This window comes from Mycobacterium sp. NGS27, assembly GCF_059813005.1.
The window spans coordinates 82,282-106,163 of sequence record NZ_JCALDT010000004.1 but is presented as its reverse complement, the minus strand read 5'-3'; the positions used below and the strand labels follow the sequence as shown (position 1 = coordinate 106,163).

The 23,882-nt window shown below is 67.2% G+C and carries 20 protein-coding genes; 13 read left to right on the top strand and 7 right to left on the bottom strand.

Translation table 11 applies throughout. The annotated features are described in order from the left end of the window. Positions 1 to 74: 74 nt before the first annotated feature. Both AC5Y30_RS11955 and AC5Y30_RS11950 read right to left on the bottom strand, forming a co-directional pair. Positions 75 to 1,292, bottom strand: a complete 1,218-nt coding sequence (locus AC5Y30_RS11955; RefSeq protein WP_499918367.1) for an acetyl-CoA C-acetyltransferase — start codon at positions 1,290 to 1,292, stop codon at positions 75 to 77. Between the two features lie 93 nt (positions 1,293 to 1,385). Next, entirely contained in the window at positions 1,386 to 2,348 is a 963-nt protein-coding gene (locus AC5Y30_RS11950; protein ID WP_499918997.1) for an SGNH/GDSL hydrolase family protein, read from the bottom strand. Positions 2,349 to 2,592: 244 nt separating this feature from the next. Here AC5Y30_RS11950 and AC5Y30_RS11945 point away from each other — a divergent pair, with 244 nt between their 5' ends. The 4 genes from AC5Y30_RS11945 (at position 2,593) to AC5Y30_RS11930 (ending at position 7,130) form a co-directional block, all read left to right on the top strand. After that, positions 2,593 to 3,660 carry an alpha/beta hydrolase fold domain-containing protein gene (locus tag AC5Y30_RS11945; protein WP_499918366.1) on the top strand — a complete coding sequence of 356 codons (1,068 nt, stop codon included), beginning with the start codon at positions 2,593 to 2,595 and terminating at the stop codon, positions 3,658 to 3,660. 63 nt (positions 3,661 to 3,723) lie between these two features. After that, positions 3,724 to 5,130 (top strand): cystathionine beta-synthase, encoded by a 1,407-nt coding sequence (locus tag AC5Y30_RS11940; protein ID WP_499918365.1) that lies wholly within the window; start codon positions 3,724 to 3,726, stop codon positions 5,128 to 5,130. 87 nt (positions 5,131 to 5,217) lie between these two features. Then, a complete protein-coding gene (locus tag AC5Y30_RS11935) occupies positions 5,218 to 5,952 on the top strand; it encodes an RDD family protein (RefSeq protein ID WP_499918364.1) in 735 nt (244 codons plus the stop codon). A gap of 11 nt (positions 5,953 to 5,963) precedes the next feature. Further along, a complete protein-coding gene (locus tag AC5Y30_RS11930; protein ID WP_499918363.1) occupies positions 5,964 to 7,130 on the top strand; it encodes a cystathionine gamma-synthase in 1,167 nt (388 codons plus the stop codon). Positions 7,131 to 7,161: 31 nt separating this feature from the next. On the opposite strand, the gene greA is transcribed toward AC5Y30_RS11930, so the two are convergent. From greA to AC5Y30_RS11915, 3 genes are all read right to left on the bottom strand, one after another. Further along, on the bottom strand, positions 7,162 to 7,656 hold the full coding sequence (gene greA / locus AC5Y30_RS11925; RefSeq protein WP_067348672.1) for a transcription elongation factor GreA: 495 nt from the start codon (positions 7,654 to 7,656) through the stop codon (positions 7,162 to 7,164). Between the two features lie 717 nt (positions 7,657 to 8,373). Continuing rightward, complete coding sequence (locus tag AC5Y30_RS11920) at positions 8,374 to 8,709, bottom strand: hypothetical protein (protein WP_499918362.1); 336 nt, start codon at positions 8,707 to 8,709, stop codon at positions 8,374 to 8,376. 3,591 nt (positions 8,710 to 12,300) lie between these two features. Next, on the bottom strand, positions 12,301 to 12,735 hold the full coding sequence (locus AC5Y30_RS11915; RefSeq protein ID WP_499918361.1) for a DUF4307 domain-containing protein: 435 nt from the start codon (positions 12,733 to 12,735) through the stop codon (positions 12,301 to 12,303). Between the two features lie 113 nt (positions 12,736 to 12,848). Between AC5Y30_RS11915 and mca the strand changes: the two genes are divergently transcribed. The 4 genes from mca to AC5Y30_RS11895 all read left to right on the top strand — a co-directional run bounded on the left by mca (position 12,849) and on the right by AC5Y30_RS11895 (position 16,474). Next, positions 12,849 to 13,721, top strand: a complete 873-nt coding sequence (gene mca, locus AC5Y30_RS11910) for a mycothiol conjugate amidase Mca (protein ID WP_499918359.1) — start codon at positions 12,849 to 12,851, stop codon at positions 13,719 to 13,721. Further along, positions 13,718 to 14,011 (top strand): hypothetical protein, encoded by a 294-nt coding sequence (locus AC5Y30_RS11905; RefSeq protein ID WP_499918357.1) that lies wholly within the window; start codon positions 13,718 to 13,720, stop codon positions 14,009 to 14,011. Before mca ends, AC5Y30_RS11905 begins: the two co-directional genes overlap by 4 nt. Continuing rightward, the gene (locus AC5Y30_RS11900) at positions 13,998 to 16,013 is read left to right on the top strand and encodes a thioredoxin domain-containing protein (RefSeq protein ID WP_499918356.1); all 2,016 of its coding nucleotides are present in this window, start codon (positions 13,998 to 14,000) and stop codon (positions 16,011 to 16,013) included. Before AC5Y30_RS11905 ends, AC5Y30_RS11900 begins: the two co-directional genes overlap by 14 nt. Positions 16,014 to 16,090: 77 nt before the next feature. After that, positions 16,091 to 16,474 (top strand): nuclear transport factor 2 family protein, encoded by a 384-nt coding sequence (locus AC5Y30_RS11895; RefSeq protein ID WP_499918355.1) that lies wholly within the window; start codon positions 16,091 to 16,093, stop codon positions 16,472 to 16,474. A 19-nt stretch (positions 16,475 to 16,493) separates the two neighbouring features. On the opposite strand, the gene trhA is transcribed toward AC5Y30_RS11895, so the two are convergent. Beyond that, entirely contained in the window at positions 16,494 to 17,267 is a 774-nt protein-coding gene (trhA, locus tag AC5Y30_RS11890) for a PAQR family membrane homeostasis protein TrhA (protein ID WP_499918354.1), read from the bottom strand. 175 nt (positions 17,268 to 17,442) lie between these two features. Here trhA and AC5Y30_RS11885 point away from each other — a divergent pair, with 175 nt between their 5' ends. The 3 genes from AC5Y30_RS11885 to AC5Y30_RS11875 all read left to right on the top strand — a co-directional run bounded on the left by AC5Y30_RS11885 (position 17,443) and on the right by AC5Y30_RS11875 (position 20,302). Then, positions 17,443 to 18,231 (top strand): (2Z,6E)-farnesyl diphosphate synthase, encoded by a 789-nt coding sequence (locus AC5Y30_RS11885; protein WP_499918995.1) that lies wholly within the window; start codon positions 17,443 to 17,445, stop codon positions 18,229 to 18,231. A gap of 40 nt (positions 18,232 to 18,271) precedes the next feature. Further along, entirely contained in the window at positions 18,272 to 19,651 is a 1,380-nt protein-coding gene (locus AC5Y30_RS11880; protein ID WP_499918353.1) for a hypothetical protein, read from the top strand. A 228-nt stretch (positions 19,652 to 19,879) separates the two neighbouring features. Continuing rightward, a complete protein-coding gene (locus AC5Y30_RS11875; RefSeq protein WP_499918352.1) occupies positions 19,880 to 20,302 on the top strand; it encodes a hypothetical protein in 423 nt (140 codons plus the stop codon). Between the two features lie 25 nt (positions 20,303 to 20,327). On the opposite strand, the gene coaA is transcribed toward AC5Y30_RS11875, so the two are convergent. Further along, a complete protein-coding gene (gene coaA, locus AC5Y30_RS11870) occupies positions 20,328 to 21,266 on the bottom strand; it encodes a type I pantothenate kinase (RefSeq protein ID WP_499918351.1) in 939 nt (312 codons plus the stop codon). Positions 21,267 to 21,381: 115 nt separating this feature from the next. Between coaA and AC5Y30_RS11865 the strand changes: the two genes are divergently transcribed. Together AC5Y30_RS11865 and AC5Y30_RS11860 are read left to right on the top strand one after the other, a co-directional pair. Continuing rightward, positions 21,382 to 22,851: a glycine hydroxymethyltransferase gene (locus tag AC5Y30_RS11865; RefSeq protein ID WP_499918350.1), complete on the top strand. Its 1,470-nt coding sequence runs from the start codon at positions 21,382 to 21,384 to the stop codon at positions 22,849 to 22,851. 131 nt (positions 22,852 to 22,982) lie between these two features. Next, the gene (locus AC5Y30_RS11860; protein ID WP_499918349.1) at positions 22,983 to 23,810 is read left to right on the top strand and encodes an acyl-ACP desaturase; all 828 of its coding nucleotides are present in this window, start codon (positions 22,983 to 22,985) and stop codon (positions 23,808 to 23,810) included. Positions 23,811 to 23,882 lie beyond the last annotated feature (72 nt).

Sequence of the window (23,882 nt, the reverse complement as noted above, 5' to 3'; positions counted from 1 at the left end):
CGTCGAGTGTGAAGCTATGGCGCGCACACGCGGCGTGTCGCCGCCGCACCTTCACACTGGACGCGGCGAACGGCCTAGCTCAGCCGCTCGATCACCATCGCCATGCCCTGGCCGCCGCCGACGCACATGGTCTCCAGACCGAACGTCTTGTCATGCGTCTGCAGGTTGTTGAGCAGCGTGGTGGCGATGCGGGCACCCGTCATGCCGAACGGGTGGCCCAGCGCGATCGCACCGCCGGAGACGTTCAGCTTGTCCTCGTCGATGCCCAGCTCGCGCGCCGAACCCAGCACCTGGACCGCGAACGCCTCGTTGATCTCGAACAGGTCGATGTCGCTGACCGACAGCTTGGCGCGCGCCAGCGCCTTTTTGGTCGCCTCGATCGGACCGAGGCCCATGATCTCCGGGGACAGGCCGCTGACCCCGGTGGACACGATGCGCGCCAGGGGAGTCAGGCCCAGTTCCTTGGCCTTCGTGTCGCTGGTGATCACCACCGCGGCGGCGCCGTCGTTGAGCGGGCACGCGTTGCCCGCGGTTACCGTGCCGTTGGGCCGGAACACCGGCTTGAGCTGGCTGATCTTCTCGTAGGTGGTACCGGGGCGGGGGCCGTCGTCGGTGCTCACCGTGGTGCCGTCGGGCAGGGTTACCGGGGTGATCTCGCGCTCGAAGAACCCGCTCTTGATCGCCTCCTCGGCGCGGTTCTGGCTGCGCACTCCCCAGTGGTCCTGGTCTTCGCGGCTGATGCCGGTCAGCAGCGCGACGTTTTCGGCCGTCTGGCCCATGGCGATGTAGACGTCGGGGATGTTGTCGTCGGCGCGGGGGTCGTGCCACTCCTCGGCGCCCTGGGCCGCGGCGGCCGACCGCTCCTGGGCCTCATCGAACAGCGAGTTCTTGGTGTCCGGCCACGAGTCGGCGCTGCCCTTGGCGAAGCGCGACACGGTTTCCACACCCGCGGAAATGAAGGCGTCGCCCTCACCGGCCTTGATCGCGTGGAAGGCCATCCGCGAGGTCTGCAGCGACGACGAGCAATACCGGTTGACGGTGGTGCCAGGCAGGAAGTCGAAGCCGAGCTCGACCGCGATGACCCGCGCCAGGTTGAATCCGGATTCCCCGCCGGGCTGGCCGCAGCCCAGGATCAGGTCGTCGATCTGGTGCGGATTCAGCGCGGGCACCTTGTCGAGGGCGGCGCGCACGATCTGGACGGTCAGGTCGTCGGGGCGCATGTTGACCAGCGACCCCTTCATCGCGCGGCCGATCGGCGAGCGTGCAGTTGAGACGATGACGGCTTCAGGCATGGCGGTTCCCTTCAGATCACTGCAGATCCCACAGATGGGGCTGGCTCGCTTCACCGTTGGGCGGTAGGTCCACCGCGACGGGCGAGAACAAATCTAGTCGCTGCCGACCTCGGGGCATGAAGACGGGGCAGGTCCGGGCGTCGGGCGCCGCCACAGCCGCGACATCACGCTGGATCGGGTGTGCCCCTGACCGAGCACCGGTGCCGCCGCGGGCACCGCCGGAGTCAGCGGCGGCCGCTGGACCTCCTCGCCCAGCGCGTCGCAGAGGGCGAGCAGCAGCGCATCGGCCGCGAGCGCGTAGGCGGGTGCGGAGGGATGGAATCCGTCGGCGGAGAACATCACGTCGGGGGTGGCGCGGAATTGCGGCGCCATCAGCTGCGCCAACGGCACCGGCACACCGCCGGCCGACCGGACCGCCGCGGTCTGGGCCCGGGCAAGCTGCAGGCAGCGCTCGTGCGCGATCGACCGCAACGGCTGCGGGATGGCGCTGATGAACCCGAGGTCCGGGCAGGTCCCGACGATCACCACGGCGCCGCGGGCGCGCAACTTGCGCACGGTCAACCCCAGCCGCTGCGCCGACTGGCTGATGCCGTTCAGCGCGGTCACGTCGTTGGCGCCGACCATGATGACCGCGATGTCCGGCGGCGGGCCGGCCACGAACATCGCGTCGACCTGACCGCACACGCCCTTCGAGGTGGCGCCCACGATCGCCTTGGTGCTCAACCGGATTCGCTTCCCGGTCTGCTCGGCAAGGCCGCGGGCGATCAGCACCCCGGGCACTTCGTCGGCGCTCATGCAGCCATATCCGGTGGCGGTCGAGTCACCGAAGATCATCAGGTGCTGGTCCACCGCCATGCCGCGGTGCCAGCGTTCCACCGGGCCGCCGCCGCGCACGTACACGCCGTCGGCGCGGGGCGGGATGTCCCACGCTTTCGGAATGATCGTGCGCGCGTGCGTGGCCTGGCCGACCAACAGGCTCCGCGCCCCCAGGTAAGCGGTTCCTGTTGAGGCCAGCGCGCCTGCTGTGGCCAGAGCGATTGCCGAACGACGTGGCACACGCATGGTCACGCAATCAAGTTTAGTGCGACTTAAGAGTTCTCGGCGTGCGGCTGGAAAACGAACTGATCACGGTGCGAAGCAAAACTGGTATCAAATCAGCTATTTCATACGTTGTACTAAGCAACGCCTGTCAAGCTGAAGACAAGGGATTGGCTGAGCGCTCTGGCAAACGGCTGAACCAGACGCTCGGGCTCCTCGTCACATGCTGTATCGCACTACAACGGCGTAGGAAGTGTTGAGCATGACCGCACCTAGTAAGGAATCGGGGTTATCGGCAAATACCGTTCGGCCCCATGACGTCCTGCGAACGCGTCGAGCCCAGGCGCGCAAATTCGCGATCAGCGACGGCGCCCCGGTCGAGGTCCTGGAATCGGGGCCCAGCGTCGCCGCGCGACTGGCGAACCTCACCTCGCGGCTGACCATCCGGCCGATTCTGTCCGTCGGCAGCCACGTCCCCAACCTGCCGTGGCCCTGGGGTCTCATCGATCTCACGGCCCGGGTGCTGATCCCGGCGTCGGCCACGGTCCGCGAGACGGTGCAGCTGCCCCACGCGTCGGCGCAGCTGGTGCGCGCTCCCGGGGTGCTACCCGCCGACGGCAGCCGCCGCGTGATCGTCTACCTGCACGGCGGTGCCTTTTTGACCTGTGGGGCGAACTCGCATGGCCGGCTGGTCGAAGCCCTCTCCAAGTTCGCCGACTCGCCGATCTTGGTGGTCAATTACCGTCTGCTGCCGAAGAATTCGGTCGGAATGGCGATCGACGACTGCCATGACGCGTACCGGTGGCTACGGCGGCGCGGATACGAACCGGACCAGATCGTGCTGGCCGGCGACTCCGCGGGCGGCTACCTGGCGCTCACCCTGGCCCAACGCCTGCAGGAGGAGGGCGAGGATCCCGCCGCGCTGGTGGGAATCTCGCCGCTGCTGCAGCTGGCCAAGGAGCCCAAGCAGGCCCACCCCAACATCGAGACGGATGCGATGTTCACCGCCGGGGCGTTCGATGCGCTCGCCGAGCTGGTGGCCGGCGCGGCCGAGAAGAACATCGTCGACGGGAAGCCCGAAGAGATCTACGAGCCGCTCGACCACATCAAGCCGGGATTGCCGCGCACGCTGATCCACGTGTCGGGCTCCGAGGTGCTGTTGCACGACGCGCGGCTGGCGGCGAGCCGGCTGGCCGCGGTGGGCGTGCCGGCGGAGGTGCGGGTATGGCCGGGACAAATCCACGACTTTCAGCTCGCGGCGCCGATGGTGCCCGAGGCCATCCGCTCGCTGCGGCAGATCGGCGACTACATCCGCGAAGCCACCGAGTAGGCGCGCGCAAACTCCGCGGAGTGTGGTTGTGCGCCGCGCGAAACCGCCTGAGACGATGAATGCATGCGGATCGCGCAGCACATCAGTGACCTCATCGGCGGCACACCGCTGGTGCGTCTGAACTCCGTCGTCCCGGACGGCGCCGGCATCGTGGCGGCCAAGGTCGAATACCTCAATCCCGGTGGCAGCTCGAAGGACCGGATCGCGGTCAAGATGATCGACGCCGCCGAAGCCAGCGGGCAGCTTCGGCCCGGCGGCACCATCGTCGAACCCACCTCGGGCAACACCGGCGTCGGGCTGGCCCTGGTCGCTCAGCACCGCGGCTACAAGTGCGTGTTCGTCTGCCCCGACAAGGTCAGCGAGGACAAGCGCAACGTGTTGATGGCCTACGGCGCCGAGGTCGTCGTCTGCCCGACGGCCGTGCCGCCCGATCATCCGGACAGCTACTACAGCGTCTCCGATCGGCTGGTCACGGAGATCGACGGCGCGTGGAAGCCCGACCAGTACGCCAACCCGGAAGGCCCGGCCAGCCACTACGCCACCACCGGCCCCGAGGTCTGGGCCGACACCGACGGCAAGGTCACCCACTTCGTCGCCGGCATCGGTACCGGCGGAACGATCACCGGCGCGGGCCGCTACCTCAAAGAGGTGTCGGGCGGCGCGGTGCGCATCATCGGCGCAGACCCCGAGGGATCGGTGTATTCCGGCGGCACCGGCCGGCCCTACCTCGTGGAGGGCGTCGGCGAGGACTTCTGGCCGCAGGCATACGACCCCACGATTCCCGACGAGATCATCGCCGTTTCCGACTCCGACTCCTTCGACATGACCCGGCGGCTGGCCCGCGAGGAGGCGATGCTGGTCGGCGGGTCGTGCGGGATGGCGGTGGTCGCCGCGCTCAGGGTCGCCGAGCAGGCCGGGCCCGACTCGATCGTGGTGGTGTTGCTGCCCGACGGTGGGCGGGGCTACATGTCGAAGATCTTCAACGACGCCTGGATGTCGTCGTACGGGTTCCTGCGCAGCCGCCTCGACGGCTCGACCGACCAGTCCAGGGTCGGCGACGTGCTGCGCCGCAAGTCCGGGGAGCTGCCCGACCTGGTGCACACCCACCCGTCCGAAACCGTGCGCGACGCCATCGGCATCCTGCGCGAGTACGGCGTGTCCCAGATGCCGGTGGTGGGGGCCGAGCCCCCGGTGATGGCGGGGGAGGTGGCCGGCAGCGTCTCCGAACGCGAACTGCTCTCGGCCGTCTTCGAGGGCCGGGCGAAATTGGCGGACGCGGTCGCGCAGCACATGAGCCCGCCGCTGCCGATGATCGGGGCCGGAGAGTCCGTCAGCGCGGCCGGCAAGGCGCTGCGCGATTGGGATGCGTTGATGGTGGTCGAGGAAGGCAAACCGGTCGGGGTGATCACCCGCTATGACTTGCTGGGTTTCCTCTCCGACAGGCCTCGGGGGCTGCCCGGGCGCCGGTGATTCGCGACGCCGCGCGTCTCGCCCGGCCGCGACGCGCTCGGGTACTGTTTCGGCCTAGTTCGGCTGGACGCGAGTGGAAGGTTGCCCATGACCGATCAACCGCCGCCCGGCGGCGCTTACCCGTCACCCCCCTCGTCGTCCGGCACCTCGGGTGGTCAGCAGCCGCCCTCGGGCGGGCAGGAGACCGCGCCGCCTCCGCAGTCCGCCGCCGGTGGGACCTACCCGCCGCCCCCGCCGCCGCCCGGCGGTTCCTACCCGCCGCCCCCACCCTCGGCGGGGGGATACGCGCCGCCACCACCCGGACCGGCGATCCGCACGCTGCCGACGCAGGATTACACGCCCTGGCTCACCCGGGCGCTGGCATTCATCATCGACATCCTCCCGTACGTCGTCGTGCACGGCATCGGGACCGCGATCCTGGTCGCCACCCAACAGACCGCCTGCATCACCGACGTCACGCAGTACGCCGTCAACCAGTACTGCGCCACGCAGAACTCGACGGCCGGCATGGTGGCGCAGTGGCTGGCGTCGATGATCGGGCTGTTCTATCTGATCTGGAATTTCGGCTACCGTCAGGGCACCACCGGCTCGAGCGTCGGCAAATCGGTGCTCAAGTTCCACGTGGTCAGCGAAGTCACCGGCCGGCCCATCGGCTTCGGAATGTCGGTGGTGCGCTCGCTGGCGCACTTCGTCGACGCCGTCATCTGCTTCATCGGTTTCCTTTTCCCGCTGTGGGATTCGAAGCGTCAAACGCTGGCGGACAAGATCATGACGACGGTGTGCCTGCCGATCGACGGCGCCGAGAGGCCCGCTGTCACCTAGGCTGATCGTCGATGAGCGACGACCCCAACCGACATCCCGAGTTCACCGGGCTGGCCACCAAAGCCATTCACTCCGGCTATCGGCCGGACCCGGCAACCGGCGCGGTGAACGCACCGATCTACGCCAGCAGCACGTTCGCCCAGGATGGTGTCGGCTCCCTGCGCGGCGGGTTCGAGTATGCGCGTACCGGCAACCCGACGCGGGCCGCACTGGAAGCGGCGCTGGCCGCCGTCGAAGACGGCGCCTACGGGCGAGCCTTCGGTTCGGGCATGGCCGCCACCGACTGCGCGCTGCGCGCGGTGCTGCGGCCCGGGGACCACGTGGTGATCCCGAACGACGCCTATGGCGGCACCTTTCGATTGATCGACAAGGTCTTCACAAAGTGGAACGTCGAATACACCCCGGTGGCGCTCCATGAGTTGGACGCCGTCGCCGCCGCGATCACGCCGCGGACCCGGCTGATCTGGGCGGAAACCCCCACCAACCCGCTGCTGTCCATCGCCGACATCGCGGCCCTGGCCGAACTGGGCCGGCAGAGTTCGGCAAAGGTGTTGGTGGACAACACTTTTGCCTCTCCAGCGCTGCAGCAGCCGTTGACCCTGGGCGCCGACATCGTGCTGCACTCCACCACCAAATACATCGGCGGGCACTCCGACGTCGTGGGCGGTGCGCTGGTCACCAACGACCAGGGGCTGGACGAGGCGTTCGCCTTCCTGCAGAACGGGGCCGGCGCGGTGCCCGGCCCGTTCGACGCCTACCTGACGATGCGCGGCCTCAAGACGCTGGTGCTGCGCATGCAGCGGCACAGCGAAAACGCTTCGGCCGTAGCGGAATTCCTCGCCGGCCACCCCGCGGTGAGCACCGTGCTCTACCCAGGTCTGCCATCACACCCCGGACATGAGGTCGCCGCACGGCAGATGCGCGGTTTCGGCGGCATGGTGTCGGTGCGCATGCGCGGCGGCCGCGACGCCGCCCGCGAGTTGTGCGCCAAGACAACGGTGTTCATCCTGGCGGAATCGCTGGGCGGGGTCGAATCGCTGATCGAGCATCCCAGCGCCATGACGCATGCCTCGACGGCTGGGTCGCAATTGGAAGTGCCCGACGATCTGGTGCGCCTGTCGGTCGGCATCGAGGACATCGCCGACCTGCTGGCCGATCTCGATCGGGCGCTAAGCTAATGGCGGGCCCGGGCGGCCCGCCGCCATCGGATCAGGAGTGGTAGGGCTCCGCGCTGAGCAGCTTCACCTTCACCGTGTTGCCGTTGGGCACGGTGTAGCTGCGGGTCTCGCCCACCTTGGCGTCGATGAGAGCGCCGCCCAGCGGGGAGTTCGGGGAGTACACCTCGAGCTTGCCGTCGTTGACGCCCTCCTGGCGGGTGGCGATCAAAAAGGTCTCCGTGTCGGACTCGTCGCCGTTGTAGCAGACCTTCACCACCGAGCCCGGCAGCGCGACGCCGGACTGCTTGGGCGCCTCGCCGACCTTCGCGTTGTTCAGCAGGTCCTGCAGCTGGCGGATGCGCGCCTCCTGCTGGCCCTGCTCTTCGCGGGCGGCGTGGTAGCCACCGTTCTCGCGCAGGTCGCCTTCCTCGCGGCGGTCGTTGATCTCCGCGGCAATGACCGGACGATTCGCAATCAAGTGATCGAGCTCGGCCTTGAGTCGGTCGTGTGACTCCTGGGTAAGCCAGGTCACGGAAGTGTCCGTCATCTCGTCGTGCTCCTCGTATGTTGTTCCGCGAGTTCGCGTTGAGTCCTGTTAGCTCCGCCGCTCCCGACGTGTGCGTCCCGCCCCGTGTGCTGCCGCTCCGTTTTGCTCACGGCCGCTAATGCAGCAACACGGTCCCAACCGGAACCGTGTATTAGTCCATGTTACCACCGCGCAAAATGTTGCTTACCGCTTTGCTCCATCAGGATTTACCAGGCCTTACACGAGGCGCTGAGGGTCGAAGGACATGGCACGGGAGACCCAGCGCCAGCAGGAAGCGGGATAGCGGCGCGATGCATGGGAACCGCCGCCAAGGCCGCGGGACGTCACCTTGGGCAAAGTCCTCAGCGGGCTGAAGCGCCGTCTGTTTCAGGAATGTTGGGCCACCCCAAGCTTCAGGCATCACGCGCTGGCCGGCGGCGCAAGTATAAGCAGCCCGACAGCGGAGCTATAAGCCCAACCACGCAACGATTTCCGTCTAATCGCTTAACCGCCGAAATTACGGGCGTCGCAGTCAGCTACCTGCGCCACCGTGCCCGTACATGCTCCGCCTTGCGGGCTTGGCCGTTGTGCACCCCCGCTAAACACCCGAAATTACTCGGGGTTCAGTTGGGCTTAGGTAGCCCACAATAGGCCGGTGGCTCCGAGGGAATAGGAGCAAGGACCGTCGGTGGCGCGAGGGCGATAGCGCCGCGACGATGACGTTTCGCATGCCGTCTCTTAGCAGAAGTTAAAGGCGACGTAGTAGATCCCGCTGCCGTCATTGGCGTCTGCGCGGAGATACTGCGCGCCGGGAACTCCTGGTGCCCCGTTGGGTAGCTTCATATATTCGAACGGTCCACCCAAGCTGGGGTTGGTGTCGATGACCCGGCCGTGTCCATCACCGGTGATCTGGATGCCTTGGAAGTGTGGCGGCGTCAGGGGGGTGCACCGTGCCTGGTATTTGTTATAGAGCTGCTCGACAGCGGCGTTCAGGCTTGCGCTGCCGTCAGCATGCGCGAGGCCAGCCAGGACTATTGCCGTGGCGGCGACGGAGGCCGCGACAATGGCGCGCATTATGTCCGCCCGACGGCAATGCGGTCGGCACACTGTGCGGCCTTGTCGGCTGGGAGCCCATGGCATTGCGGCGTATACAAGGCAGGATCCGCATGCGGACCTGGCGTTTGCGCCATTTCCACTACAGGAGGAACCGGCCTTTGCGGCCGGGGCAACGATGACTGGCGCGAGGGCAAAGAAGTCGCCGCCACCGCTGTGTAGAGAGTTTTCAATGCGCATGCCCTTCTATTGACCTTGGCGTAATGCCATAGCCATGAGCCAGACTGCGGGCCGGGGGGTTGGGGGCCGCAGTCTGGACCTGGCTACGTCCTTTCGCTTAGCCGGTGATGCACCTGAATCCCCACTTGGCGGGATTGCAGTTTCCACTGCCAGGACCGTCATTTAAAGGCGTGGTAGTGGTGTTTGTGTTACTCGGAGAGACTGCTGGCTTCGCTGGGGCTGCTGGGCACGCGCCAGTCTGGCCATTCACTGCAACGCCGGTTGGGCACGGACCCTGGTACTGCGGGGCGTTACCCTGATTGGTTTGCTGCGCTGGCGCTAATGCCCCTTCACCCGGCTGTATCGGCCGTGGGTCAGGAACGGTGTTGCCGTTCGCATCCTGCCAGCATCCGCCCCCGATGCAGTTGGCATTGTAGGTCATACCGTTGTAGGTCTGGCCGTCTGTCGGGAAGGTTTGCTGACTGTTGTGGATATCTTGCACACAGGCCGAGCCGATGCAGTTGGCATACGGGTTAGCGGGCGGCGTTGAGAGAGGACTGTCTGACGGATTTACTGCCGGGGACAGTGGGTTCCCCGGTGCCACGCAATAGTTGGCGCCATTGACGTCAACCAAGATGGCCCGATGTGGGTCGCTACCCGTCGAGAACACACTGGACGATGTGCATGCCGCCGGTTGGCTCTGATCCTGCGGTGGAGTTGCCGGAGCCCCGCAGGAGCCGTCCGGACCTACTGCCGCACCTGATTGGCATGGACCCTGAGCAGGTGGCGGTGCATTGTTGGGCGGCAGTATGCTGTCCGGTGCTGCAGCCGGAACCGCATCCGGCGCTCCTGCGCTCGGATCAAACGGCGGCATCGACGAGAAGTCGCAGTTTATCAACGTTGCGCAGTAGCTGTCCGGCGCTGGTCCGGCCGGGGTCGCAGGAATTCCACTTGTGATCGGGGCTGGAACTGCTGCCGGGACGGCCGGAGCTGTGCCCAGCGGAGCGGCAGCCGGTGTCGACGGGGTTCCGAGCGGCGCACATTGGCCCCAGTAACCGTTGGCCATTGGACATGGATTAGGCAAGCCCATAGGAGGCGCATCGGTGATTGGCGTCTGCGGACCGGAAGCAGGAATCACGTTGGCCGTGACGTTCATCCCCGGGTTATTGGTGTTGAACTCAGGCAGGTTGCCACACGTGGCGTCGCTCATCAGAGACTGATAGCAGGCCATCCTCGGGTAGGCGTCCTCGTTATAGAGAGAGGCTTGCGGCGAGACCGCCGCAGGATTACCCGCAGGATTGGGATTACCCAGCAGTAAGCCGCCGTCCGCGGGCGCCCCATTGCCGGGGCCAGCCCCCCCTGTGGCCGCAGGAGTCGGGCCAACTGGCGGTGCTGCAGCTGCCGGTGCCCCTGTTGGCTGAGACCCAGGGCCGGGTGTGTATTGCGGCAACAACTGAACCCTGTCGCAGTTCCCAGCCATCTGGCAGTCGCCCAACATCGCCTGGTTGTACGCCGAATTGTTGTTACACGGCCCGGCCGCAGGGCTGCAGGTGTCGGCCGGAACACCAGGCATCGGACCGGACGATCCCGGCGCGGAAGCCGGAATGGCGGGTGGCGAGCCGGGTGCCGGCCCTACTGGTGCCCCGGGCTCTGGTGCCGTCACAGCTGGCTGCGCTGACGGGTTCGTCCCGTTCAGCTCGTTCTGCAACGGACCCATGATCTGCTGCATGTTCGGTGGCGGCGCTGCGTTGGGTGCAGGAGCCGGTGGCGGCGGTAGCGGCGGTAACCCTTGGGATGCGCGCTGCTCATTCTCCAGGTTGTTCAGCTGTTGCATCGGCGTGTTGGCCGGTGCAGGAGCTGTTTCCGATGCCGCAGGCGGCGGTGCTGGCATGTGGCCCGGTACGGGGTTGCCAGGCGACGGTATGGCACCTGCATTCCGCAACGCATCTAGCGTCTGCTGCGGATCGTTACCCGGCATATCCGGTGTCACCGCTAGTGGCGGAGCTACCGGGGCAGCGGCCGGAACCGCAGGTGGTGCCGCTGGGGGTGGTGCCACCGGGGCCGCGGCGGGTACTGGTGCTGCCGGTGGTGCTGGCAGATCAGGTACCGCGGCAGGAACCGCAGGCGGCGGCGCCACCGGAGGCGCTACCGGAGCCGCGGCCGGAACTGGTGCCGGCGGCGGTGCAATGGGTGCCGGCGGTGCCGCGGCTAGCACCTCGGGTTGCGGGGCCACAGGTGCTGGTGGTGCTATCGCGGGCGCCGGAGGTGGTGCAGCCAAGACTGGTGCGGGTGGCGGCGCGACCGGCGGTGCGAGCGGAGCCGGGGGTGGTGCCGCCAAAACGGGTGGCGGCGCTATTGGTGCTATCGGAGCCGGGGGCGCAGCCAAGACGGGGGGCGGCGCCACAGGCGCCACAGGTGGCGCTATTGGAGGGGCTGCCACCGGGGCCGGCGCTGCTGGCATGGCAGGCACGTGCGGCATCATTGGAGCCTGCGGTGCTACAGGGTTCGGTATGTTCGGCCCGTAACAGCCGACGAACGGCAGACAATAGGCATTCGCCGCAGGAGCGACAAATATCGAGGTGGGCGACAGCCCGATTGCGGCAGCGGCCGCAATCCGCATTAATCGTGTGTCAAACATGACACTCGACCTCTCTGTAGGTAGCGGCGAAATCAGCCGCAATTAGTGTTTTAGGCCGGCGATATGGTGAGTGCCATCTGCGCCGTCTCGCGCGCGAAATTCTCGCCAATCGCGCAGGCTGGTGAGTTTCGCCGAACTTCTGCAGTCAGGGCGGGGAATTATGGCACTACGCAGACACTCTTCGATGCCATGCTGGTGAGTCCCGCGCGCTTCGGTCATTTAATGCGGCGAGAGGCCGCAAGATAAAAAGTTAGAGTCCGTTCAGGGACGAGGGGTTCGCCACAACCTGAAGGGCGCGGGAGTGGTGGCGCCGGCCGCGACGGTGGCGCCGGCTGTCGCTACTGCGATCTTCATCGGTACACACCTCCTCTCGAGGAAGGAACCCCTTAGCGTGTGACTATGACATACGTTTGGTTTGAATGGGTAGAGTTTCTACAAACGAATTTGTTAGAAATTAACGAGATCGATAATTCGAAAACGATTGGTAAAGAATTCCTTTTCGTCGAGAATCGCGACGAGCTTGCAGCCCAATAGGTTTCGACTCGCCGCGTTTCGTCCAGCAACACGTTCTCGGTTCCGCTTGTTGGCCGCAAAACGAAACCCTCGAGAAGAGGTTCGGTCCCGCCAAGGAGAATGCGTTACGCAACTGTCTCGTTCGCGTCATCGACCACACACGGATCGTGGAGTGCGGTGCCCAGCGGTCCGAACACAGCGGTGTCCCGACTTGCGGTTCAGTTCGGTCGCGGATTAGAAGGTCACGCCGGGCGCAGGTAGGCGGGCACATCGGTGCCGCAGCCATAGATGTCGGCCACCACCGGCGGTTCGAAGGATTTCACCGTCGTGGTCACCTCCACGGTGGCCGCGTCCGACGGCGGGACCAGCAGCTCTCGCCGGCCCGTCTCGCTGCCGTCCTGAGATCGCACCCGCACGATGCAGTCCACCGGCCGCGACGGATCCGATCGCGTCACGCTGATCGTTATCGACGCCGTCTGGTCGTCGATCACCCGATAGCCGGCCATCGTCCCCTTGACGTCGCTGGTGCCGAACCGGTGATAACCGATGAGGGCAACGACGAGCCCCGCCACGACTACCAGCACGCCCAGCGTGAGGATCACCCACCGCCGGGGGATACGCGACAGCCGGGAGCGCCCGTAGCGGGCCTCCGGACGCGAGGCAGGAGTTTCGGTCATAGCTGGTTATGCCTGGTTGTCGGCTGCCCGGCACCGGCCGACAGCATGCAACGAACTCGAAACTGGAATTATAGGGTCAGACCGGGCGACCAGCAGGTGAGACAAGGGGGCACGTGAGCGAATTGCGGTTAATGGCGGTGCACGCCCACCCCGACGACGAGTCCAGCAAGGGCGCGGCCACGCTGGCCCGCTACGCCGACGAGGGCCATCGAGTGCTGGTGGTGACGCTGACCGGCGGTGAGCGTGGCGACATCCTCAACCCGGCGATGGACCTGCCCGAGGTGCACGGACACATCGCCGAAATTCGCCGCGACGAGATGGCCAAGGCCGCCGAGATACTCGGCGTGGAGCACACCTGGCTGGGTTTCGTCGACTCCGGCCTACCCCAGGGTGACCCCCCGCCGCCGCTGCCCGAGGGCTGTTTCGCGCTGGTGCCGCTGGAGGAGTCGGTGGAGGCGCTGGTCCGGGTGGTCCGCGAGTTCCGTCCGCACGTGATGACCACGTACGACGAAAACGGCGGCTATCCCCACCCCGATCACATTCGCTGCCATCAGGTTTCGGTCGGCGCTTTCGAGGCGGCCGGCGATTATCGGCGCTTCGCCGACGCCGGCGAGCCGTGGACGGTGTCCAAGCTCTACTACAACCACGGCTTCCTGCGCGCCCGGATGCAGTTGCTGCACGACGAAGCCATCAAGCACGGTCATGAACCCCCGTTCAAGAAGTGGCTCGAGCACTGGGACGCCAAGCACGACCCGTTCGCGTCCCGGGTGACCACGCGCGTCGAGTGCTCGGCGTACTTCAGCCAACGCGACGACGCGCTGCGGGCGCACACCACGCAGATCGACCCGGACCACGACTTCTTCGCCGCTCCCATCGAGTGGCAGCAACGGCTCTGGCCCACTGAGGAATTCGAGTTGGCGCGGTCGCGGGTTCCGGTCCGCCTACCCGAGGATGACCTGTTCGCCGGAATCGAGAGCGACGAGTGAATCACCTGTTTCTCGCCGCCCTCGGCTGGCAAGCCGACGGCCAGCCGCACCACACCGGCCCCGATTTCGGCAAGGCCAGCCCGATCGGGCTGCTGATCGTCGTGCTGCTGTTGATCAGCACGCTGTTCCTGCTGCGTTCGATGAACCGGCAGTTGAAGAAGGTGCCGGACACGTTTGATCCCAAGCACCCCGAACCGGACCAGGCCGCCGACGAGGGCACCGACGCGGTCGACCGGGATGAGGCGGACGGCTCGCCGCGAGCCCCGGGGCCCGGCGATGAGCCCGGCTGACTCCGCTTCGACGAATACCCTTGGCCTGGCGACGAGCCCGTATCTGCGCCAGCACGCCAACAATCCGGTGCATTGGCACCAGTGGACCCCCGAGGCGCTGGCCGATGCCGCCGCCCGTGACGTGCCTATCCTGCTGTCCGTCGGCTACGCCGCCTGCCACTGGTGCCATGTCATGGCCCACGAATCATTCGAAGACGACGAAGTGGCCGCCGCGATGAACGCGGGGTTTGTCTGCATCAAGGTCGACCGTGAGGAACGCCCGGACATCGACGCGGTCTACATGAACGCCGCCGTCGCCCTCACCGGGCATGGCGGCTGGCCGATGACCTGTTTCCTCACTCCGGACGGCCGCCCCTTTTTCTGTGGCACCTACTATCCGAAAGATGGTTTCCTGCAACTCCTTTCGGCCGTATCCGCGACGTGGCGGGAGCGTCGTGGCGAGGTGGAGGAGGCCTCGGACCATATCGCCGGCGAGCTACGCCAGATGGCGTCCGGTCTGCCTGGCGCCGGTCCTTCGGTGGCGCCGGAGCTGTGCGACCACGCCGTCGCCACGCTGCTGCAGGAGCACGATGCGGTGCACGGCGGGTTCGGCGGTGCGCCCAAATTCCCGCCGTCGGCGTTGCTCGAGGCGTTGCTGCGCCACTTCGAGCGCACCGGTTCGCCGGCGGCCCTTGCGGCGGTATCGCACACCGGCAACGCGATGGCACGGGGCGGCATCTACGACCAACTCGCCGGCGGCTTCGCCCGATACAGCGTCGACAATGCCTGGGTGGTACCGCATTTCGAGAAGATGCTCTACGACAACGCCCTGCTGCTGCGCGCGTACGCGCACTGGGCGCGGCGCACCGATGACCCGCTGGCGCGCCGGATCACTGCGCAGACCGCCCGATTCCTGCTCGACGATCTGGCCGACGGCGCCATGTTCACCTCGTCGCTGGACGCCGACGCCGACGGCCGCGAGGGTTCGACCTATGTGTGGACACCGGCGCAGCTGAACGAGGTGCTCGGACCCGACGACGGGCCTTGGGCAGCAAGCATTTTCGCCGTCACCCAGAGCGGCACTTTCGAGCACGGCACCTCGGTGCTGCAGGCCCGCGCCGATGCCGATGATTCGCAGCGGTTGCACCGGGTGCGGTCCGCGTTGCTGGCCGCCCGGCGCACCCGAACGCAGCCCGGACGCGACGACAAGGTCGTCTCGTCCTGGAACGGGCTGGCGATCACCGCGCTGGCCGAAGCCGGCGTGGCGCTGGGCGAGCCCGAACTGGCCGCAGCCGCGCAGCGTTGCGCGCGTGCGCTGCTGGATCTGCATGTGGTCGACGGCCGGTTGCGGCGCGCCAGCCTGGGCGGCATGGTCGGCGAGAGCGTTGCGATCCTCGAGGACTACGCGATGCTTGCCACCGGGCTCCTTGCGCTGTATCAGCTGACCGCCGAGGCGATCTGGCTGACGACGGCAACCGATCTGCTGGACACCGCGCTGGCGCACTTCGCCGATCATGCACAACCCGGCCGCTGGTTCGACACCGCCGACGACGCCGAGCGGTTGGTGCTCCGGCCGGCCGACCCGCTGGACGGCGCGACCCCGTCGGGGGCGTCGTCGATCACCGAGGCGCTGCTGACCGCCGCGCACCTGGTCGACGGTGATCGTGCCGAGCGGTACCTGCGCGCGGCCACCGAATCGCTGGGTGCGCACTCGGTGCTGCTGGAACGCGCGCCGCGGTCGGCCGGGCATTGGCTGGCCGTCGCGGAAGCGGCGGTGCGCGGACCGCTGCAGATCGCGGTTGCCTGCGACCCGTCGGCCTCGACGCTGCTGGCCGACGCGCGACGGCTGGCGCCGGGCGGGGCGATCGTCATGGGCGGGGAGGTGGATTCGTCGCCGCTGCTGGCCGGCCGGCCCCGTGTGGGCGGCGCCGACGCCGCCTACGTGTGCCGCGGCCAGGTCTGCGACCTGCCGGTGACCGGTGCAACCGAATTGGCCGCCGCCCTGGGTGTTGCGGGTCACTGAAGCCGATGGTGGCGACCCGCCACGCCCGGCTACCCCGCGCTGGCGATCGCCACTAGCGCGGGGTTACCCTGCGTCCCATGCCGAATGCCGCCAAGACCGAAGCGATCAGGAACACGGTCAACCGCTACATCGAACTGGTCGCCAAGGGCAGCGCCGACGACTTGGTCGAGTTGTACGCCGACGACGCCACCGTCGAAGATCCGGTCGGCGGCGAGGTGCACATCGGCCGGCAGGCGATCCACGGCTTCTACTCCGCGGTCAACGAGTTGCGGCGCGAGTGCGAACTGGTGACGCTGCGCGTCGCGGGCAACGAGGCCGCCTTCCAATTCCGGCTGACCGTGACCGCGGGCGAGCACCGCATGGTGATCGAGCCGATCGACGTCATGGTCTTCGACAGCCGGGGCAAGATCGCCTCGATGAAGGCCTACTGGTCGCCGGACGACGACGTCACCCCCGCCTGATCGGGGTGATGAGGCAGCCCTAGCCGCCTAATAGCCAGGCGTGGTCGCCCGTGTAGAAGACGGCGAACCACATGGCGATGTAGTGCAGAATCGCCGCGATTGCGGTGAAGGCATGGAAGAACTCGTGATAGCCGAACGTCTTCGGCCACGGGTCGGGCCAGCGCAGCCCGTAGAAGATGCCGCCCACGCTGTAGAACACGCCGCCCACGGCCAGCAGCACCATCGCGGCCACGCCGGCCTGGTGCAGGATCGTGGGCGCGAACCAGACGGCCACCCACCCCAGCAGCAGATACAGCGGCACGCCGACCCAGCGCGGCGCTGTCGGCCAGCACATCTTCAACGCGATGCCGGCGGCCGCGCCGCCCCACACGATGCACTGCACCAGCACCCCGGTGTCCTGCGGCATGACCAGCCGCGCGAACGGGGTGTAGCTACCGGCGATGAAGACGAAGATCATCGAATGGTCCAGCCGCTTCATCCGGCTGCGCGCGACGTCTGACTTCCACTGCACCCGGTGATAGGTCGCGCTGACCGCGAACATCGCCACCGTCGCCGCGGCGTAGACCAGCGTCGAGTGGCCGGCGCGGGGCGAGGAGGCCGCCCACGACACCGACACCAGCGTGGCGCCGGTGATGATGGCCAGCCACGCGGAGACGAAGTGGATCCAGCCGCGCATCCGGGGCTTGCCCAAGACCTGGGCGGCACCCTCGGCGAACTGCTCGACGGTGTTCCCCGGAACGATCGAGTCGGATTCGGGCTCCGGGTTGGGGACGGTGCTGGTCTGGCTGCTCATGTCTCCTGTGTCTTGTTCTCGCAACTGTGGATACCGGCGGAAGTCGCCCAAGGCTGCTCAGAATCCACAGTAGCGAGGGATGGTTACGGCGCAGTCTCGACTTCTCAGGTTTCTCAGGCACCGAGCCGAAATGAGACCGGTGAATTGATCACCGCTGGCAGTAGGGTAAATGTTCGTGGAAATTATCCCACCGCGCCTCAAAGAGCCGCTGTATCGCGTCTACGAGTTGCGGCTGCGGCAGGGCCTGGCCGCCTCGAAGTCACAGCTGCCGCGGCATATCGCCGTGCTGTGCGACGGGAACCGGCGGTGGGCTCGCGACGCGGGATACGTAGACGTCAGCTACGGCTACCGGATGGGTGCGTCCAAGATCGCCGAGATGCTGCGCTGGTGTCAGGAAGCCGGCGTCGAAATGACGACGGTGTACCTGCTGTCCACGGAAAACCTGCAACGCGATCCCGACGAGTTGGCCGGGCTGATCGAGATCATCACCGATGTCGTGGAGGAGATCTGCGCACCGGCCAACCGCTGGAGCGTGCGCACGGTGGGGGACTTGGAACTGCTCGGCGACGAGCCGGCCCGCCGGTTGCGCGGGGCCGTCGAGTCCACGCCCAGCGTCGCGTCCTTTCATGTCAACGTGGCGGTCGGCTACGGCGGCCGGCAGGAGATCGTCGGCGCGGTGCGTGCGTTGCTCAACAAGGAACTCGCCAACGGCGCCACCGCCGAGGAACTCGTCGACGCCGTGACCGTCGACGCCATCTCCGAGAACCTCTACACGTCCGGCCAGCCCGACCCCGACCTGGTGATCCGCACGTCGGGCGAGCAACGGCTGTCCGGATTTCTGCTGTGGCAGAGCGCGTATTCGGAGATGTGGTTCTGCGAAACGCATTGGCCCGCGTTCCGCCGCGTCGACTTCCTGCGCGCGCTGCGCGACTACAGCCGGCGGGATCGCCGGCACGGCAAGTAACCCCCGAAGGTCTCAAGCGCCCGCGTGCCACACTGAGTGCATGGCTGCGCTGTCGGCGGTGGTGTTCACGCTGAGCGCCTGGCTGGGCCTCTATCTGGCGGCCCGCGATCCGCGCAAGCCCGTCCTCGCGCTCACCGCGATCGGACTGTGTGGGTTCGCGCTCGTGGTGGGGCTGGACGCGGTCCGGATCGCCAGTCCCGCGTACGCTCCGGCGTTGAGCAGAGCCGAGATCTACCTGGCGACCGTCCCCGGCGTGGCGTGGTTCGCGGTGCTCATCGAGCTGTCTCGGCCCAGCGACGTGTCCCGGGGCCGCGCCCGCGAGTTGCTGCTCGTGGCCGCGGTTGCCGCGCTGACCCTGTTCGGGGCGACGCTGGCCGGCGGCGTCGACGGGCCGCTGCGGCCGGGCCACTGGCTGATGTTCGCGGTGATCTCGGTGTCGACGCTCGGCGCGATGGCTGCCGTGTTGCGCCGGCCGCGGCGGCCCAAGCCGGCGGTGGGACTGGCGATCACGGCCACCCTGTTCTTCGCGCTGAGCAACGCGATCCTGATCATTCCGCTGGGCCTGGTGCCCAGCTGGGTCGCGCTGGCGTCCACGAGTTGCGATGTTCTGGGGCTCGGAGTCGCCGTCGCCCTGTGGGACGCGTTCGACGAGGGTCACGCGCTGCGCGCCGACATGCTCCGCTCGTTCTCCGGTTCGGTGGCGGTGGCGGTGCTGTTCGGCGGCCAGGCGCTGATCGGGTTGGCGGTGACCGGCAACGATCCCGGCGCGCAGACCGCGCTTACGGTGCTGCTGTTCACCAGCCTCGCGATCGCGATCACCGTGCAGGTGCTCGCGGATCCGCTGGCCGGCCTGCTCGACCGGCTCGCATTCTCGAAATCGCCTGCGCTGCGGGCGGATCGGGCCGCGCTGCGGCACACCGGTGCGGCGCTGCCCCTGCGCCAGGAGCACCCGCTCGCCGACGTCGACGACGTCACCTTCGCCAGACTCACCCGGCGGGCGCTGGGCCATTACGGTGACCTGACCAAGCTGGTCGCCAGCCCGCTGACCGCATTACCGCTGATCGACGAGCGGCTGGCGGCCCGGGGAGCCCCCGACCAACCGATCGAGCGGGCCAACGAACTCAAGGCCGTGCTGGCCGACGGCATAGCGCGGCTCAAACCGCGCGACGGCGGCGACTTCGGGACCAGCGAAGAGTGGCGCTACTACAACTCGCTGTACTTCCCCTACGTCGTCGGGGTGCGTGCTTACGCGCAGAACGCCACCGCCTCGGGGCTGGATCCGACCGCGCGCCAAGCCTGGCACTGGTTCGTCACCGAGGTGCCGCAGCGTTCGCTGCACAACTGGCAGAACGCCGCGGCCCGCTTGATCGCCGCCGATCTTCGTGGGCGGATCCCGGTTCCCAGCGACTCGAACGGGTAGCAGTCCACCGCGGTCGCCGAGGTCAGGAACTTCTGTGGCTTCTGGGGCCGCTGAGGCCCCGTGGTTGGCGCGTGTCAAATATTTACCCGCCGATGGGAATAAGTCGGGTGAACCACCTCGTCGTTGTATCCGTGGCACTAGTTGGCAGCGCCACGAGTCGATATGGCAGTGCACTGGCGGCACCCTCAAAGCTGTTCGACCCAACCCGCCATCGCGAGGAGTAAGCAGATGAGCTCTATTACCGGCGTATCAACAATCCCGACCCGGCCCCTCTACGACTCGACGGACTCGCTGTTGCGTTTTGCCGTGCGTGCCGACGCGACCCTGACGGGCATGTTCGGCTTGGCCATCGCCTTCCTCGCCGACCCGATTTCGTCGCTGACCGGCCTGACGTCCTTCCAGGAATACGGCGTGGGCGTCGTTTTCGTGCTCGCCGGCCTGCTGGTGTTCAGCCTCGGTGCGCTACCGGAACTGCGCCGCGTCGGTATCAGCGTCATGGTGGTCAATGTGGCGTTCACGCTGGCCTCGATCGTGGCCGCGGAAGCGCTGCCGCTGACCCTGACGGGCGTCGCGTTGACGCTGGCCACCGGCGCATACACCGCGGCGTTCGCGGGACTGCAATACCTGGGAGTGCGTCGCCTCGAGGCGTGATCTGCCGCCCGGCCGGTGCGGGGCGTCAGAGCTTGCGCAACCGCAGCCGGTTGATGGAGTGGTCGGCGTCCTTGCGCAGCACCAGGGTGGCGCGTGGCCGGGTGGGCAGGATGTTCTCGACCAGGTTGGGGCGGTTGATCGAGCGCCAGATCTCGCGCGCGGCGGCGACCGCCTTGGTGTCGTTCAACGCCGAGTAGTGGTGGAAGTGCGATTCGGGATCCGCGAAGGCGGTGCTGCGCATGGCCAGGAATCGCGATACGTACCACTGCTCGATGTCTTCGATTCGGGCGTCGACGTAAACGCCGAAGTCGAACAGGTCCGACACCATCAGGGTCGGACCGGTCTGCAGAACGTTGAGGCCCTCCAGGATCAGGATGTCGGGGTGGCGGACCACGTGCTTGGCCCCGGGGATGATGTCGTATTTGAGGTGCGAATAGACCGGCGCGCAGGCGTAGTCCGAACCGGATTTGACCGACGTCACGAACCGCATCAACGCCCGACGGTTGTAGCTCTCCGGAAACCCCTTGCGGTGCATCAAGTTTCGGCGATCCAGCTCGGCATTCGGGTACAGGAAGCCGTCGGTGGTGACCAGGTCCACCCGGGGGTGATGGTCCCAGCGCGCCAGGAGCGCCTGCAACACACGGGCGGTCGTCGACTTGCCGACCGCCACGCTGCCGGCCACCCCGATGATGAACGGCACCGGCCGGTCCGGGGCTTGCTGAGGTTCGCCGAGGAATTCGGCGGTGGCGGCGAACAGTCGCTGCCGCGCGGCGACCTGCAGGTGAATGAGCCGGGCCAGCGGCAGGTAGACCTCTTCGACTTCGAGCAAGTCGATCTGTTCACCCAGGCCCCGCAGGCCGACCAGTTCTTCCTCAGTGAGGGCCAGCGGCGTCGACATACGAAGCGCACGCCATTGCTTTCGGTCGAACTCCACATATGGGCTCGGCTCGCTAAGCCGCGGCATAGTGCAAGTGTTACAGGAGCGATGAAATGCCGAACGGCTGGGCTGGCGAAAAGTCAGCGCTGGATAGCGCGAGCGCCCTCACTGTGGGGTTAGTCGGCCGACTAGTCTCGTTCTCATGTCAGCCGACTTGACCCGCACCGCCATCTCGACCGCGTCACCGGGCGCCGAATACGCCGACACCGCGACCGCTGCCTACCGAGCAGCACTGCAGGTGGTCGAGTCCGTCGAACCACGCATCGCCGCGGCGACGCGCAAAGAGCTCGCCGACCAACGTGATTCGCTCAAGCTGATCGCCAGCGAGAACTACGCGTCGCCTGCGGTCCTGCTGACCATGGGGACCTGGCTGTCAGACAAGTACGCCGAGGGCACCGTCGGACATCGGTTCTACGCCGGATGCCAGAACGTCGACACCGTGGAAAGCGTCGCCGCCGAGCACGCTCGTGAGCTGTTCGGGTCGCCGCACGCCTACGTGCAGCCGCACTCGGGCATCGACGCCAACCTCGTTGCGTACTGGGCGATCTTGGCTACCCGGGTCGAGGCGCCGGGCCTGGCCGACGCCGGCGTCAAGCACGTCAACGACTTGTCCGAGGCGGACTGGGAGAAGCTGCGCAACAAGTTGGGCAACCAGCGCCTGTTAGGCATGTCGCTGGACGCCGGCGGCCACCTGACCCACGGCTTCCGGCCCAACATCTCCGGCAAGATGTTCCACCAGCGCAGTTACGGCACCGACCCCGACACCGGGTTCATCGACTACGGCGCCGTCGCAGCCGCCGCGCGCGAGTTCAAGCCGCTCGTGATCGTGGCCGGCTACTCCGCCTACCCGCGCCGGGTCAACTTCGCGACGATGCGTGAGATCGCCGACGAGGTCGGTGCCACCCTGATGGTGGACATGGCGCATTTCGCCGGGCTGGTGGCGGGCAAGGTGTTCACAGGCGACGAGGATCCGGTGCCGCACGCCCACGTCACGACCACGACGACGCACAAGTCGCTGCGCGGTCCGCGCGGCGGCCTCATCCTGTGCCAACCCGAATACGCCGACGCGGTCGACAAGGGCTGCCCGATGGTGCTCGGCGGGCCACTGTCACACGTGATGGCGGCCAAGGCCGTCGCGCTCGCCGAGGCGAGGCAGCCCGCGTTCCAGGCCTACGCGCGGCGGGTTGCGGACAACGCCCAGGCCCTGGCCGACGGCTTCCTCAAGCGCGATGCTCAGCTGGTCACTGGGGGCACCGACAACCACCTCGTGCTGCTCGACGTCACATCGTTCGGCTTGACCGGGCGCCAGGCCGAGTCGGCCCTGTTGGACGCCGGCGTCGTCACCAACCGCAACGCCATCCCCGCCGACCCCAATGGCGCCTGGTACACCAGCGGTATCCGGCTCGGCAGCCCGGCGCTCACTACCCGCGGCTTCGGTCCGGCCGACTTCGACCGGGTGGCCGAGCTGATGGTCGACGTTCTGTCCAACACGAAGCCGGAAGGCACCTCCAAGGCCAAGTACTCGCTGGCCGATGGCACCGTCGAACGGGTCAGCGCGGCCGCGGCCGAACTGTTGGACGCCAACCCGCTCTACCCCGGCCTCGCGCTGTAGGTTTCCGCCGTACGAGGGGCCTGTGGGAGTGGAGCCCGGCCGGACGGCGCGCTCGGGGACGAAAGTCACCAGTTGGCGCGACACGGCCCGGTCGATTTCATGAACCTGTGTACGCGGGTTACAGTTATCTCATGGCCGAAAGACCTGTCGCTAACGCGCTGACCCTGGAACTCGAGCCGGTCGTCGAAGCGAACATCGACCGCCACCTGTCCACCGAAGAAATCTGGTTCGCGCACGACTACGTGCCGTTCGACCGGGGCGAGAACTTCGCCTTCCTGGGTGGACGCGACTGGGATCCGTCGTCGATGACGCTGCCGAGGCCGTTGACCGACGCCTGCGAGATCCTGCTCCTGCTCAAGGACAACCTCGCCGCGCACCACCGCGAGCTGGTAGAGCACTTCATCCTGGAGGACTACTGGGGCCGCTGGCTGGGCCGGTGGACCGCCGAGGAGCACCTGCACGCGATCGCGCTGCGTGAGTATCTGGTGGTGACCCGAGAGGTCGATCCGACCGCCAACGAAGAGGCCCGCGTCCAGTACGTCATGAAGGGCTACCGCGCCGACACCTACTCGCAGGTGGAAACCCTGGTGCACATGGCGTTCGTCGAACGCACCCACGCGGTGTTCTGCGAGAACCTGGCCGCGCAACTCGAGGAACCCATCCTGGCCGGCCTCATCGACCGGATCGCCCGCGACGAGCGGCGCCACGAAGTCTTCTTCTCGAACCTCGTCGCGCACTGCCTCGAGTACACCCGCGACGAGACGATCGCGGCGATCGCCGCCCGCGCGGCCGACCTGCAGGTGCCCGGCGCCGACATCGACGCGTACGTGGACAAGGTGCAGAACGTCGAGAAGGCAGGCGTTTTCGGTCCTGAGCAACTGCGCCAGGCGATCTCCGACCGCATCACCGCATGGGGGGTCGCGGACGACCCCCAACTGCAGCACTTCGTCGTCGGCTGAACGCGCGCATCTCTCGATACCGGCCACCGGATGAAGGTGGTCGCGGCTCGCCACGTCGGCGCGCCTGCACAG

What these genes read in the sequence shown, in the direction of transcription:
- AC5Y30_RS11900 (WP_499918356.1), top strand. Translation starts at nt 13,998, where the DNA reads ATGAGCCCGGCTGACTCCGCTTCGACGAATACCCTTGGCCTGGCGACG.
- AC5Y30_RS11940 (WP_499918365.1), top strand. Translation starts at nt 3,724, where the DNA reads ATGCGGATCGCGCAGCACATCAGTGACCTCATCGGCGGCACACCGCTG.
- AC5Y30_RS11920 (WP_499918362.1), bottom strand. Translation starts at nt 8,709, where the DNA reads ATGCGCGCCATTGTCGCGGCCTCCGTCGCCGCCACGGCAATAGTCCTG.
- AC5Y30_RS11915 (WP_499918361.1), bottom strand. Translation starts at nt 12,735, where the DNA reads ATGACCGAAACTCCTGCCTCGCGTCCGGAGGCCCGCTACGGGCGCTCC.
- AC5Y30_RS11875 (WP_499918352.1), top strand. Translation starts at nt 19,880, where the DNA reads ATGAGCTCTATTACCGGCGTATCAACAATCCCGACCCGGCCCCTCTAC.
- greA (WP_067348672.1), bottom strand. Translation starts at nt 7,656, where the DNA reads ATGACGGACACTTCCGTGACCTGGCTTACCCAGGAGTCACACGACCGA.
- AC5Y30_RS11935 (WP_499918364.1), top strand. Translation starts at nt 5,218, where the DNA reads ATGACCGATCAACCGCCGCCCGGCGGCGCTTACCCGTCACCCCCCTCG.
- AC5Y30_RS11930 (WP_499918363.1), top strand. Translation starts at nt 5,964, where the DNA reads ATGAGCGACGACCCCAACCGACATCCCGAGTTCACCGGGCTGGCCACC.
- AC5Y30_RS11860 (WP_499918349.1), top strand. Translation starts at nt 22,983, where the DNA reads ATGGCCGAAAGACCTGTCGCTAACGCGCTGACCCTGGAACTCGAGCCG.
- AC5Y30_RS11955 (WP_499918367.1), bottom strand. Translation starts at nt 1,292, where the DNA reads ATGCCTGAAGCCGTCATCGTCTCAACTGCACGCTCGCCGATCGGCCGC.
- AC5Y30_RS11945 (WP_499918366.1), top strand. Translation starts at nt 2,593, where the DNA reads ATGACCGCACCTAGTAAGGAATCGGGGTTATCGGCAAATACCGTTCGG.
- trhA (WP_499918354.1), bottom strand. Translation starts at nt 17,267, where the DNA reads ATGAGCAGCCAGACCAGCACCGTCCCCAACCCGGAGCCCGAATCCGAC.
- coaA (WP_499918351.1), bottom strand. Translation starts at nt 21,266, where the DNA reads ATGCCGCGGCTTAGCGAGCCGAGCCCATATGTGGAGTTCGACCGAAAG.
- AC5Y30_RS11895 (WP_499918355.1), top strand. Translation starts at nt 16,091, where the DNA reads ATGCCGAATGCCGCCAAGACCGAAGCGATCAGGAACACGGTCAACCGC.
- AC5Y30_RS11865 (WP_499918350.1), top strand. Translation starts at nt 21,382, where the DNA reads ATGTCAGCCGACTTGACCCGCACCGCCATCTCGACCGCGTCACCGGGC.
- AC5Y30_RS11880 (WP_499918353.1), top strand. Translation starts at nt 18,272, where the DNA reads ATGGCTGCGCTGTCGGCGGTGGTGTTCACGCTGAGCGCCTGGCTGGGC.